The 12,971-nt window shown below is 66.2% G+C and carries 10 protein-coding genes; 4 read left to right on the forward strand and 6 right to left on the reverse strand.

Going from position 1 to position 12,971, the window contains the following annotated elements; all coding sequences use genetic code 11:
- Positions 1-92: 92 nt before the first annotated feature.
- The gene (locus SOM39_RS16845) at positions 93-767 is read left to right on the forward strand and encodes a hypothetical protein (RefSeq protein WP_320459018.1); all 675 of its coding nucleotides are present in this window, start codon (positions 93-95) and stop codon (positions 765-767) included.
- 57 nt (positions 768-824) lie between these two features.
- Here SOM39_RS16845 and SOM39_RS16850 read toward each other — a convergent pair whose 3' ends face one another.
- From SOM39_RS16850 to SOM39_RS16860, 3 genes are all read right to left on the reverse strand, one after another.
- Complete coding sequence (locus SOM39_RS16850) at positions 825-2,204, reverse strand: sorbosone dehydrogenase family protein (RefSeq protein ID WP_320459019.1); 1,380 nt, start codon at positions 2,202-2,204, stop codon at positions 825-827.
- Entirely contained in the window at positions 2,201-2,623 is a 423-nt protein-coding gene (locus tag SOM39_RS16855; RefSeq protein ID WP_320459020.1) for a DUF2231 domain-containing protein, read from the reverse strand. The genes SOM39_RS16850 and SOM39_RS16855 overlap by 4 nt, the downstream gene beginning before the upstream one ends.
- A 66-nt stretch (positions 2,624-2,689) precedes the next feature.
- Entirely contained in the window at positions 2,690-4,054 is a 1,365-nt protein-coding gene (locus SOM39_RS16860; RefSeq protein ID WP_320459021.1) for an XAC2610-related protein, read from the reverse strand.
- Positions 4,055-4,233: 179 nt separating this feature from the next.
- Here SOM39_RS16860 and SOM39_RS16865 point away from each other — a divergent pair, with 179 nt between their 5' ends.
- Positions 4,234-5,475 carry an MFS transporter gene (locus SOM39_RS16865; protein WP_320459022.1) on the forward strand — a complete coding sequence of 414 codons (1,242 nt, stop codon included), beginning with the start codon at positions 4,234-4,236 and terminating at the stop codon, positions 5,473-5,475.
- A 364-nt stretch (positions 5,476-5,839) separates the two neighbouring features.
- A complete protein-coding gene (locus tag SOM39_RS16870; RefSeq protein ID WP_320459023.1) occupies positions 5,840-6,778 on the forward strand; it encodes a hypothetical protein in 939 nt (312 codons plus the stop codon).
- A gap of 126 nt (positions 6,779-6,904) precedes the next feature.
- Here the strand turns inward: SOM39_RS16870 and SOM39_RS16875 are convergent, their stop codons facing one another.
- On the reverse strand, positions 6,905-7,702 hold the full coding sequence (locus tag SOM39_RS16875; protein WP_320459024.1) for a helix-turn-helix transcriptional regulator: 798 nt from the start codon (positions 7,700-7,702) through the stop codon (positions 6,905-6,907).
- Between the two features lie 94 nt (positions 7,703-7,796).
- Between SOM39_RS16875 and SOM39_RS16880 the strand changes: the two genes are divergently transcribed.
- Positions 7,797-8,525, forward strand: a complete 729-nt coding sequence (locus SOM39_RS16880; RefSeq protein WP_320459025.1) for an SOS response-associated peptidase — start codon at positions 7,797-7,799, stop codon at positions 8,523-8,525.
- A gap of 6 nt (positions 8,526-8,531) precedes the next feature.
- On the opposite strand, the gene SOM39_RS16885 is transcribed toward SOM39_RS16880, so the two are convergent.
- Both SOM39_RS16885 and proP read right to left on the reverse strand, forming a co-directional pair.
- Complete coding sequence (locus tag SOM39_RS16885; RefSeq protein WP_320459026.1) at positions 8,532-10,874, reverse strand: GH92 family glycosyl hydrolase; 2,343 nt, start codon at positions 10,872-10,874, stop codon at positions 8,532-8,534.
- Between the two features lie 125 nt (positions 10,875-10,999).
- Positions 11,000-12,496: a glycine betaine/L-proline transporter ProP gene (proP, locus tag SOM39_RS16890; protein WP_184123412.1), complete on the reverse strand. Its 1,497-nt coding sequence runs from the start codon at positions 12,494-12,496 to the stop codon at positions 11,000-11,002.
- Between the last annotated feature and the right edge of the window lie 475 nt (positions 12,497-12,971).

Genomic DNA, 12,971 nt, shown 5'->3' on the forward strand with positions numbered 1-12,971 from the left:
ACGGGGCCATCGCACCCAGGCTTCTGCCTGCTTCACTCCGCGCAACCTGGGCGGGCGCATGCTTGGGTTTCCCTTCCCTGGTGCCGCTTCCGATGCCCATCCTTTCCTCTCGTCCGCTGCTGCTGGCCGCCGTGCTGGCGTCTACCGCCTGTACGCCTTCGCCCGACGCGGAGGGACCGCCACAACCTACCGGCGGGGATCCGGGTGCGGCGAAGGCGGCAGTCACCCACGAGGCGCGTGCAACGTCGTCACCGCCCGCCTATGCCATCAGTGAAACGCCACCCGGCATCGCGCTGGCTGCAGTTCCTGGCATGGAGCTGCGCAGGGATTTCACCCGCAGCTACCTGACGCTGGATGGCTGGAAGCTGTTCGATGCCTCGGGCAGCACCGGTTCGCCACTGGCTGCCTTGGTGCTGGACGGGTCCAACGAGGTGACGGCGGCCGAGCTTCGCGTCGGACGCAGCGACGACGCCGGTGCCGTCGCCGACTGCCTGACGCCTCCCGCAGAAGCTACGGGGCCAGCCGACACGGTCGACATTGACGGCGTGAGCTTCACCCACTTCCCGGTGGGCGACGCAGCGATGAGTCACTACGTATCGGCCGACAGCTACCGCGCCGTGCAGCATGGGCGGTGCTATGCGATTGATCTGGTCGTGGCTGGTACCCGGCCGGAGGTGTACGACCCGCCCCGTACACCGCCGTTCAGCACTGAGGAAGCGCGCGACAAGCTTGCGGCTGCCTTGAAGGCCGTGCGTTGGGTGGAGTGAACGTCTGCGCCTGCGGCGTTGGGCCGCAGGCGCAAAGCAACCAGGCAGGGCCTGGCGCTACGGCGTCGGGGCCGAAGGCGCCGATGGGGTTGCCGGCGGCGTCGACGGAGTTGCCGAAGGCGGTGCGGCTGGCGTGGCGGGAGCTGCGGTTGGCGTGATCCGCCAGATGGTGTTGGCCAGGTCATCGGCCACGATCACCGCACCGCGCGGATCGACGCTGACGCCCACCGGGCGGCCGCGGGTCTTGCCGTCATCGCCGCGGAAGCCAGTGGCGAAATCGATCGCTTCGCCGGCGGGCTTGCCATCACGGAACGGCACGAACACCACCTTGTAGCCGACCGGCGGATTGCGGTTCCAGCTGCCGTGCTGGCCGACGAAGACACCGTCGGTGAAGTTGCCGCCCACCGCCGGGTTGGCGAACGCCACGCCCAGCGCGGCCACGTGCGAGCCCAGCGCGAAGTCCGGGGTCAGCGCGGACGCCACCTTCTCCGGGTTCTGCGGCATCACCCGGCGGTCCACGTGCTTGCCCCAGTAGCTGTAGGGCCAGCCATAGAAGCCGCCGTCGCGCACCGAAGTGAGGTAATCCGGCACCAGGTTCGGCCCGATTTCGTCACGTTCGTTGACCACCGCCCACAACGTGCCGGTGCCGGGCTGTACGGCCAGTGCCGTGGGATTGCGGATGCCGCTGGCGTAGGTGCGGTGCGCACCGGTCTGCGCATCGATCTCCCAGACCTGGGCGCGGTCGATTTCCGCCGCCATGCCGCGTTCGGTGATGTTGCTGTTGGAACCGATGCCCACGTACAGGTGGGTGCCATCGGCGCTGGCGGCCAGCGACTTGGTCCAATGGTGGTTGATGGCCGACGGCAGGTCGGTCACCTTGGTCGGCGCACCGCTGGCCTTGGTCTGGCCTTCGGTGTAGTCGAAGCGCACCAGCGCATCCTGGTTGGCCACGTACAGGGCGTTGCCCACCAGGGCCAGCCCGTACGGGGCATTGAGCTTGTCGGCAAACACCGTCTTCAGCTCATACACGCCGTCACCATCGGCATCCCGCAGCAGGGTCAGGCGGTTGCCGCTCTTCACCTGCGTATTGCCCTTGGCCTTGATCTTGCCGGCAATCACATCCTTCGGCTTGAGGTTGGGCGCGCTGCCGCCCCGACCTTCGGCTACCAGGATATCGCCGTTGGGCAGCACCAGGGTCTGGCGCGGAATGGCCAGGTCGGTGGCGATCGCCGCGACCTTGAAACCGGCCGGCACGGTGGGCACGGTATCGCCCCACGCGGTCGGCTGGGCAATGGTCATGTCCGGCATCACGCCGCGATGGGGCTTGGGCAGTTCCGGGTTGGCGCCGAGCTGCTGCAGCTCCGGGGCCTTGCCACTGCAAGCGGCCAAGGCCACGGCGAGTACGGAAAGTGCGAATACCTTCGGGGCGCGGTTCACAGGACACCTCCGACGCGCACACGGACACTGGAGAAACCAAGCCAGGTGGCGATCAATGCCAGCACCGTGACGATCACCGACCACAGCAGCGCAGCCGGCATGATCGCCCAGGCATCGCGTGCGTGGTGCAGCGAGTTGATGAAGCCCACGATCCAGGTGACCGCCAGCACGATGACGTAGACGCCGTTACGGCTGCCGCGCACCAGGCCCACCAGGCCGCACACCAGCGCCAGCGTGGTCATGACCATCGCCCCGACCAGCAGCCAGGAGGCGAAGTTGCTCCACTGGATTTCGTAGGTGTTCCAGTACGCGTAATCGGCCAGCAGCGCGCCGAGGAACAGCGGCAGCACGCCGCCGAGCACGGCGGCATGGAACGGATGGATGACCCAGTGGCGGGTCACGACGGCGGTTGTGGACACGGCTGTCTCCTGAGGGGAATGCAACCGGTATCCTGCCACCGCCTGCGTGACGGGCGGTTGATGTGCTCAGCGCCAGTCGGCGGGCAGCGTCCGCGTGCGGGTGCGGTACTTCATCGTTCCGTTGCGCAGCGTGCCCTCCGTCGTCTGCAGGTGTTCGCCATCGGGCGACAGCGATTCCTCCCAGCTGGCCACCTGCTGCAGCTGCCCGTCCACGTAACGGTAGGTTTGGGTGGCGTGCGAGCAGCAGCCGCCGCGCGAGGCGGAGATGAGGGTGCGCGTAGCGGGGTCGATGGCCAGCTGTGGCAGGCTCGACAGCGTTGGCTCGAACACGAAGGCCTGGGCCGCCGGGTCGAACAGATACAGGTTCCGCGTGGCGTTCGGGCCTGCCCCGCCGGCGTAGCCGGGTACGCTCAGGTCCGGCCAGCCGTCGAAGTTGGCGTCCACCAGCTGCACCACGTCCGGGCCGGCGCTCAGCGGCTCGGCATCGATGTCGCGCAGGATCTGCCGGCGCAGGCCGGTCGTGGCGTCCAGGATGTCGATGGCCTGCAGCACTGCTTGATCGTCGTCGGCGGGCGCAACGACCAGCACGAAACGCAGGTGGTCGGTGGTTGCCTGCTGGGGAATACGCACATCCCCGGCGGCAAGATCATCTCGACGGATCCAGCCGGGCGTCGCCGCGCCGTCTGCCGCCACTTCTTCAATGGCGATCCACTCGGCGCCCCTGCTGAGCACACCGGCATAGCGCCCCGCGGCAAGCGTGCCGGATGCCATGCCATCCCCGGCGCTTCGGTAGACCGGGGTGTCCACGGTCGCCGCGAAAACGTCGATGTAGGGTCGTGGCGCCTGCAGGGCGAACCCGTCGCGATAGTGGGTGACCTGGTAGTGGTGCACAGACCTGCCGTAAGCGTCGGGCGCACACACACCGCCCACCGCGCAGGCGCCGATCTCATCCGGGGTGGGCTTGCGGCTGGCGGGAACCTGCTCGGTACGGATCAGCGTTTTCTGGTCGGCCCAGCGCAGCGTGAAGCCGCGTTCGGTCCAGGCCAGCGCCGCTTCGCTGTCGGCGCTGCCAATGTTGGTGCGGCAGAAGGGCTGCGCCTCGGAACGTTCGTTCCAATCGGGAAAGGCATAGGCCGGGCACAGCCGGTTGGCGCTGTTGATGTCGTAGCGGTACGCCGCATCGGTGACGAACACCAGCTTGTTCACCGCCGCGCCCGGATCACGCGACACGAAGGCGTAGCGCACCTTCGCCGCGTCGGGAATCGCGGTGGCAAGCAGGTCCTGCTGGATTTCGCCTGCGGCCGGCGGTGCCGCCGTTTCTACCTGGGGCGCCTCGGACGAAAGCCGGTAAATGCCGGGCTCCAGCAGCGGTCCCGCTTCGGCATGGGTCGTCAGGATGGCAAGCAACAACGCGGCGTAGCGGATTCTCATGCCGCCATCATGCGTGATGTCCCTAACGCGACGATAGTGGTCCCTATCGCGCGAGACGGCAGCGTGCGTCCGGCTTACCCTCGTGCTCCGCTTGTCCCCCACCAGGTCCAGGCTGGATCACGCGCCGGACCCTTGGCAGCGTGGCCGGCCATGGCCCCAGCTGTAGTTCCAATGGTCCCATGAGCACAGAAACCTCGCCGTCCACTTCACCCGCCGTCCCTGCTTCGCCGGTACTGCCTGCCGCGTCCGATCCCGCCCACCAGGGCTTTGCGATCCGCATCGTCGGTGCCGCCGCGTTCGCGCACCTGCTCAACGACATGATCCAGGCCGTGCTGCCGGCCGTGTACCCGATGTTCAAGAGCCAGTTCGCGCTGACCTTCGGCCAGATCGGCACCATCGCGCTGGTCTACCAGTTCACCGCCTCGCTGCTGCAGCCGTGGGTGGGCATGTACACGGACAAGCGCCCGCTGCCCTACCTGCTGCCCTCCGGCATGATCGCCACGTTCGTCGGCATCGGCATGATGGCCATGGCCAGCAGTTACGAAATGCTGTTGTTGGCCGCCGCCGTGGTGGGCGTGGGCTCGGCCACGTTCCACCCGGAAGCGTCGCGGGTGGCGCGCATGGCCTCGGGCGGGCGTTTCGGCACCGCGCAGTCCACCTTCCAGGTCGGCGGCAATACCGGCTCGGCCATCGGCCCGCTGCTGGCCGCTGCCGTGGTGATTCCGCACGGCCAGCGCGCCATTGGCTGGTTCCTGCTGATCGCCGCCGTGGCCATCTTCGTGCTGTTCCGGCTGACCGGTTGGACCGTGCGCCACGGCCAGGCCAAGATGAACAGCCTGGCGCGCTCGCATGGCATCGGCCTGAGCCGCGGCAAGGTGGTGCAGGCCATCGCGGTGATCGCGGTGCTGATGTTCGCCAAGTTCGTGTACATCGCCTCCATCACCAACTACTTCACTTTCTACCTGATCGAACGTTTCCACCTGAGCGTGCAGCAGAGCCAGATGTACCTGTTCGTGTTCCTGGCGTCGATCGCGCTGGGCACCTTCATCGGCGGCCCGGTGGGTGACCGGATCGGGCGCAAGGCAGTGATCTGGATTTCGTTCCTGGGCGTGGCGCCGTTCGCGCTTGCCCTGCCCTATGCCAACCTGATGGGCACCGCGGTGTTGGCCGTTGCCGTCGGGCTGGTGATGTCATCTGCGTTTGCCGCGCTGGTGGTGTATGCGCAGGAAGCGGTGCCGGGGCGTGTCGGGATGGTGTCCGGGCTCATGTTCGGGCTGATGTTCGGTATCGGTGGGATCGGCGCGGCCGGGTTGGGCAAGCTGGCTGACATCCATGGCATCGTGTGGGTGTATCACCTCACTTCGTTCCTGCCGTTGTTGGGGTTGGTTACTGCGTTTCTGCCGAAGACCAACGGGCGCTGACATAGTTGCCGACTAACAGTCGGCACTACCGTTTCGCGTCAGACTTTTCGCGTTGTTGGAAGCTCACAGCTGCAGCTCGCTAGCGAACGATCGACGGGAAATATCACTCCGGCCCACAAGTGCCGTGAAGATCAATTGGATATCCAGCGTGCGCCGAAATACGCTGCTCAGCCTCCGCACTCAATTGCGGATGCCGGAAAGTAATTCAACTTTCCTGCCAGGAGCAAAGCGAGACTCGGCACATGGATTGTCCAATGCAAGCAAGTGTTACCCGTAGAGTTCCGTCGCGCTCGCCCTGGGCGCGAGCATCTCTTCCTGAGATTGAGGCCTGCCTCACCTCAGCCTGCCTTGGCGGCGAAGCTGCGTGACCAACTTCACGCTCTATCGTCCGAAGAAGCCGAGCCAATTCGCGGCCATGGTTCGCGCACTGGATGGAAGCAAGCCGTACGTCTACTCACATCCAGCCTCTCTTCAGGGGCTTGACGTTCCGTCCCGAGCTGCCGGCCGTATATCGTGCGACCTGCTATTTCTGATTGCCCGAAGAATTGAGGCGTTGAGCAGCGGGGGAAAAGCAATGCAGCATTTGACCAGGAAGTTCTCCATGCGCAACCACAGGCACGTGTTGTCGATCTCAATCATGATAGTCCTGACGACAAGCGCAGGCTGCGTTCGGCACGAGAACGCACCGGCAAAGGAAGCGGAATTGGAGAAGGCTGCCCAGGTGGCTTCCGAGCCAAGTGCGGACAATTCCTCAGCGCCCCCTCCTCCTGGCAGCTCAACTCCATCGCAGGAGCTTTTGTCATTGGCATACATCTGCGAAGCGGGTCCTGTTTGCGACGCGGATATTCTCGGCGCAAATACACCCGAAGAGGCCCGGTGGCTGTTACAGAATGGGTATCCATCCTCCGAGCTGCTGAATCGACTCGAGGCCATGTCAGATCATCAGCTGAAGCGCGAGGCTGATAGAGGCTCGCTGGCGGCGATGGTCAACTATGGCCAACGATTGGCTTCGCAAGGAGATACCGATGCTGGTCTCGTGTACATCTTCGATGCGACTCAGCGAGGCAGCATCTATGGTTGTTACGCAATGTCGAGAGTGTATGGGACACCGGGATTGGGCGGCATCGTAGAGTCTGGCGCGTATCTGAGAGTCGCCTACATTCTCGGTGATTCCAAGGCAAGTGACGAGCTGCAGCGGCGCTTTCCTGGACTGCAGCAGATGGAACAGGCGGCCATCGACCGACGCGCGTCACAGCTGTACCAGCCGTTTGCCCATTCCCGGCAACCAACGCCGCGCCCCTGATTGATACAGATGTCTCTCGCTGCCGACCCAACGGTCGGCAGCTTCAGTGCTTTGCCGACCGACATTCAGCACTACCGTCAGCACGACCTTTCGCTTGGGTGGCGGGGATCCGGCCAGCGGCCGGCACTACTCGAAGAACTGGCTGGGCAGCTGGCCGAAGCGCTTCTTGAACATGGCGGTGAACGCGCTGGGGCTCGCGTAGCCTTGCGACAGCGCTACGTCGATGATCTTCTCGCCATGGGCGAGGCGTTCGAGGGCGCGGACAAGCCGGATCTGCTGCCGCCATTGACCGAACGTCATGTGCAGTTCGCGCGCGCACAGGCGCTGGATCGTCTTGGCGTCCACGCCGAGGCGAACGGCCCAGTCCTGCAGCGTGGAGGCGTCGTCGGGCGCGGCATCCCAGTGCTGCGCGATCTGCTGCAGGCGCGGGTCGACCGGTTCCGGAACATGCAGTGGCAGCACCGGCAGCGCCTGCAGTTCATCCAGGATAAGCTGCATGAGATGGCCGTCGCGTGAGTCCGGAACGTAGGGCTGCTCCACGATGGCGGCCGCGCCGATCAGTTCGGCCAGCAAGGGTGTGATCGACACGGTCGCTGCGCTGGGCGGCGCATCGGCGATGGCCTGCGGCAGGATGTACAGGCTGCGCATGCGCACCGCGCCGATGCAGCTCACCTTGTGGCCGATCCCGGCCGGCATCCAGATCGCGCGCGTGCTGGGCACCACCCAACGCCCTGCCCCGGCCTGCACCACCAGCACGCCGGAGGCGGCGTAGACCAGCTGGTGGCGGTCCGGATGGTGATGCAGCGGAATCACCGTGCCGGCGGCGTAGTCGCGCGCCCGGCACAGCACGGCGGACTCGGGGCCCAGCGGCAGGCGCTGGCCCGCGGCGTCAACGGGCGGGATGTCTTTTTTCCGATGAGGCATGGGCAGATACCGCGAAAAAACCACCCCGCGACTCTAGCGCCGCCCGCGCCGCCACTCAACCACACGCTCACGGCACGCGCCCTACCCTGCACCCATGCGTCGTTTCGCCCAAGCCATTGCCGAGCCGGAATCGGTCCCTGACGGACTGCCAAGCGAGCTCGCCACTGCCGTTGCCGCAGCGCCGGACCGGTACAACATCGGCAAGGGGTCCACGGCATCGGTGCTGGCCCGCAATGCCGATGGCGAGCTGGTCGTGACCGACATGGTCTGGGGCTTGGTGCCGCGCTGGTCGAAGACGCCGGATACGCCCTACACCACGGTCACCGCCCGCCTGGACCGGGCGCCGGGCAGCCGTATCTTCTCCAACGCCTGGGCCGAACGCCCGTGCGTGATTCCGATGACCGGCTACTACAAGCTGGACCGCCAACGCCGGCCGCCGTGGCCGCTGTTCGTGCAGCGGCGCGATGGCCTGGCCCTGTTGGCCGCCGGCCTCTGGGAGCATTGGGAGGACGGCGACGGCCACGCGATGGATTCCTTCAGCGTGCTCACCGCTCCCAACCGCGCCATTCCGGAGCCACTGACGCCGGATGGGCCGGTGTTCCTGTCCGCCGAGCTGGCACTGGCATGGCTTTCCGGCGCCGCCAACACCCCTGCGTCGCTGCGGGTACGCTCGCCGGCACTGGAGGCGTATCCGGTCGGACGCGCCTTCCGCGACCTCAAGCGCGACGACTACACGCTGCTGGAACCGGTCGACCCGGACGTGGAAACGACATCGCCGCCCCCGGTGGACGGGGACGGCGATGGCTGGGACGAGGACAGCTGAGCGGCGTCAGCGCGACATCGAGTACGGCTGTTCCGCGCCCTGCCCCGGCCATGCCTTGTTCGGCGTTGCCTGCAGGGTGAAGTGCAGTTCGCCGCCGGCCAGGATTTCCGCATGGCGCAGGAACGTTCGGTTCAACGGCTTGCCGTTGAGCGTCACCGAACCCACGTACTCGTGGCCCTTGCCCATGCCGTCGGTGGTGATGCGGAAGGTCTTGCCGTTGGGCAGGTTCAGCACCGCCGTGGGCAGGAACGGGCGGCCGATGATGTACTCGGCGCTGCCCGGTGCCACCGGGTAGAAGCCCAGCGCGGTGAACACGTACCAGGCCGACATCTGGCCCAGGTCGTCATTGCCGGCCAGGCCATCGGGGCGGTCGGCGTACTGGGTGTCCATGATCTGCTTCAAGCGCGCCTGCGCGCGCCACGGCTGGCCCGCGTACGAATACAGGTAGGCGACGTGGTGGCTGGGTTCGTTGCCGTGCGCGTACCAGCCGATCAGGCCGGTGATGTCTTCCATGTGCTCGAAGATGGACGGATCGACCTTGGCATCGAACACCGCATCCAGCCGCGCCAGCAGCTTGTCGGCGCCGCCGTGCACCTCGGCCAGGCCGGCCACGTCCTGCGGCACGTACCAGGAATACTGCCAGGCGTTGCCTTCGGTGTAGTCGGTGCCGTAGCCGCTGGCGCTGGGATCGAACGGGGTGCGGAAGCTGCCGTCACGCTTGCGTGCGCGCATGAAGCCGGTTTCGGCGTCGAAGGCATGGCGCCAGTTGCCGGCGCGCTTGTCGAACTCGGCCGCCACATCCGTCTTGCCCATGGCCGTGGCCATGCGCGCGATGGTCCAGTCGTCGAAGGCATACTCCAGCGTCTTGCTGGCCGCCTCGCCCTCTTCGTCGATCGGCACCCAGCCCAGCTCGCGGTACTGCGCGATGCCATCGTAGGGGCCGTAGTTGGCGGTGGCCACCATCGCCTGCAGCGCCTTGTCGGCATCGAAGCCACGAATGCCCTTGACGTAGGCATCGGCGATCACCGGCACCGCGTGGTAGCCGATCATGCACCAGGTTTCCTGGCCGTGGAACGCCCACACCGGCAGCATGCCGTAGGCGCTGTTGTGCTGGTGCGCGAGCAGCGAATTGACCATGTCGCTGGTGCGCTGCTCCGGCTGCACCAGGGTCAGCAGCGGGTGCAGGGCGCGGTAGGTGTCCCACAGCGAGAAGGTCGAGTAATTGGTATAGCCCTCGGCGCGGTGCACGGCGTTGTCCGAGCCACGGTACTGGCCGTCCACGTCCATGAACAGGGTCGGGCCGAGCAGGCTGTGGTACAGCGCGGTGTAGGCGCTGCGTTTGTCATGCGCGGGCGCCTCGATGTCCAGCACCGACAGCGCCTGCTGCCACTGCGTACGGGCGTCGGCGCGGATGCGGTCGAAGTTCTGGTCTTTCGCTTCGGCGTCGAGGTTGGCGATGGCGCCCGCTTCGCTCACCGAGGAGATCGCCACGCTGACCACCAGCGGGGCATCGAGCTTGCCGAAGTCGAACGTACCGACCAGCTGGCGGCCTTCGATCTGCGGGCGCTGCTCCGGGTGGTTCTGCCCCGGCGGCGGGAAGCCCTTGTAGGCGATGTCGGTCTCGGTGTTGTGCAGCGCGTGCCCGGTGAGCGGGCGCGAGAAGCGCATCGCGAAATACAACTGGCGGCCCGGCGCCCAGCCACGGGTCTCGCGGAAGCCGGTCACGGTGCCGTCCTCGCGCAGGCGCAGGCGCGACCACAGGATCTTGCCGGGGTAGTCGTACAGGCTGGTGCGCAGGTCGAGCAGCAGCTTGGCCTCCTCGCCCTTCGGGTAGGTGTAGCGATGCACGCCGGTGCGGGCACTGGCGGTGAGCTCGGCGCGGACCTTGTAGTCCTGCAGCGTCACGGCGTAGTAGCCGGGCTCGGCTTTTTCATCCTTGTGGTCGAAGCGCGAGGCGTAGCCGCTGCGCGGCTTTTCCGGATCGCCACGCTCCAGGCCGGGGTCGCCGGTGAACGGCATCACCAGCACATCGCCCAGGTCGGAATGGCCGCTGCCGGAGAAGTGGGTGTGCGAGAAGCCGACGATGCTGCTGTCGTCATGGCGGTAGCCGGCGGCCCAGTCGTAGGCTTTTTCGCGCGGCTGGATGCGGGTGTCCGGGCTGAGCTGGACCATGCCGAAGGGCACCGTCGCGCCGGGATAGGTATGCCCTTCGCCCCCGGTACCAATGAATGGATCCACGGCGGCGTAGGCGCGTTCGCCTGCGCTCTGCGGCGCCGCTGCTGCGGTGCCTGCCACCAGCATGGCGCCCATGGCCAGTGCCACCAACCCCGACTTCCCCGCTCTGCTCATATGGATTTAGATCGATTCAAGGTGAACCGATCCTAGCATTGGTTGTCCCCGCGCCGCATGTTGCGGCGCGGGGGTGTCGCTTGGGGTGGGTTGGCTGGGCCAGGGTTCGGGCGGCGTCGGTGGTTTTAGATTGCGCCAGACACGCGTGGCGTGTCGCTACGGGTCGCTTCCGGGAGGGTGGGTTGCGTGGCGTCTACGGTGACCGGCTCGTCGCTGCGCAGCAGGGCGTGGGCTTCGGCTTCGCTGGCTACCGCCGGCGGCGAGCCGCGCAGTGGCAGGTTGGCGGTTTCGTTGACGAACAGCATGGTGACCAGGCCGATCACCGCCGCGCCCATCAGGTAGTACGCCGGCACCAGCGGGTCGCCGGTGCGCTCCACCAGCCAGGCGGTGATCAGCGGCGTGGTGCCACCGAACAGTGACACCGAGACGTTGAACGCGATCGACAGCGCGCTGTAGCGCACCGGGGTGTAGAACAGCGCCGGCAGCGTGGACGGCATGGAACTGGTGAAACACACCAGCGCCAACCCGAGCAGCATCAGGCCGAGGAAGATCAGCCCGTCGTGGCCGCTGCCCACCAGCAGCAGGCACGGAATGGCCAGCGCGAACAGTGCGATGCATGCGCCGATGATCATCGGCCGGCGGCCCAGGCGGTCACTGAACAACCCGCCCACCACGTTGAGCGGCATCATCACCAGCATCACGATGATGATCAGCAGCAGGCCCTTGCTCTCTGCATAGCCCATGGTCACGCTCAGGTAGCTGGGCATGTAGGTGAGCAGCATGTAGTCGGTGACGTTGAATACCAGCACCAGGCCCACGCACTTGAGCAGCTGCGGCCAATGTACGCGCAGCAGCGCGCCCAGCCCCGGGCGTTCGAGGTCGCGTTTGTCGGCCTCTTCGGCATAGGCGCGGAACGCCGGGGTCTCTTCCAGCTTCATGCGCATGTACAGGCCGAGCAGGCCCAGCGGGCCGGCGATCAGGAACGGCAGGCGCCAGCCCCAGTCCAGCATCTGCGTGCTGCTCAAGGCCATGTGCAGCACGGTCACCGTGGCCGCACCGGCGATGTAACCACCCAGCGTGCCGAACTCGAGCCAGCTGCCCATCAGGCCGCGGTTGCGGTCGGTGGAATATTCGGCGATGAACGTGGCCGCGCCGCCGTATTCGCCGCCGGTGGAGAACCCCTGCACCAGGCGCGCAAGCAGCAGCAGGGCCGGGGCCCACATGCCGATGCTGTCGTAGGACGGAATCAGGCCGATGCTGAAGGTGCCCAGCGCCATCAGGATCATGGTGAAGGCCAGCACTTTCTGGCGGCCGTATCTGTCACCCAGCGGGCCGAACACCAGCCCACCCAGCGGGCGGACCAGGAACGCCACGGTGAAGGTGGCGAAAGTGGCGATCAGCTGCGCGGTCGGGCTGCTGGCGGGGAAGAACACCTGGCCGAGCGTGACCGCAAGATAGCCATACACACCGAAATCGAACCATTCCATCGCATTGCCGAGCGCGGCGGCACCCACGGCTTTCTTGAGCATGGGGCGATCGACCACGGTGACTTCGTCGACCTTCATCTGGCGGCGGCGCTTGAACCACCCGAAATGGGCATGTGCGGCATGCAGTTCCTGCATCTGCTTTCTCCTGGAAGCAGGGTCATCAACGCACCCGAGGTCCCGCGCAAGGCACAGGTAAACACCGCCTCTGGAAGAACGCGGCACGAGGCGCGAAGAGGGGTAACAACAGGCGTTCCCGGACGGCCGCGTGGTACACCACGGCGCTGCAGGAAGGATGACCGAGAGACGGGCAATGGCCCGAGGCAATGATCAAGTGCACATGTTACCACAGTGTGTGCATGTGGCCTTTATCGATTCTTCACATGCTGTCCAAACGCTTGTTTCAAGGCGTTTTTCAGCCATTGGTAAAGTTGGGGCAATCGTTGACGTCCATTGGTAGAGTCGGTTCCCGAACGACTGCCCTCAGCGCTTCCGCGTTCGGTAACGCATGGACTGTGCCGAGGCAGAAGCGTGATGTCGCCGACGGTCATGCCGTAATCGAATGTTGGCAATTCCACGGCGGTCGATTGGGATGCGACCCTACCGCTCTGCA

The sequence above is a fragment of the Stenotrophomonas sp. CFBP8994 genome (genome assembly GCF_034044835.1).
Taxonomy (GTDB): Bacteria; Pseudomonadota; Gammaproteobacteria; order Xanthomonadales; family Xanthomonadaceae; genus Stenotrophomonas; species Stenotrophomonas rhizophila_A.

What these genes read in the sequence shown, in the direction of transcription:
- SOM39_RS16845 (WP_320459018.1), top strand. Translation starts at nt 93, where the DNA reads ATGCCCATCCTTTCCTCTCGTCCGCTGCTGCTGGCCGCCGTGCTGGCG.
- SOM39_RS16860 (WP_320459021.1), bottom strand. Translation starts at nt 4,054, where the DNA reads ATGAGAATCCGCTACGCCGCGTTGTTGCTTGCCATCCTGACGACCCAT.
- SOM39_RS16865 (WP_320459022.1), top strand. Translation starts at nt 4,234, where the DNA reads ATGAGCACAGAAACCTCGCCGTCCACTTCACCCGCCGTCCCTGCTTCG.
- SOM39_RS16875 (WP_320459024.1), bottom strand. Translation starts at nt 7,702, where the DNA reads ATGCCTCATCGGAAAAAAGACATCCCGCCCGTTGACGCCGCGGGCCAG.
- SOM39_RS16880 (WP_320459025.1), top strand. Translation starts at nt 7,797, where the DNA reads ATGCGTCGTTTCGCCCAAGCCATTGCCGAGCCGGAATCGGTCCCTGAC.
- SOM39_RS16885 (WP_320459026.1), bottom strand. Translation starts at nt 10,874, where the DNA reads ATGAGCAGAGCGGGGAAGTCGGGGTTGGTGGCACTGGCCATGGGCGCC.
- proP (WP_184123412.1), bottom strand. Translation starts at nt 12,496, where the DNA reads ATGCAGGAACTGCATGCCGCACATGCCCATTTCGGGTGGTTCAAGCGC.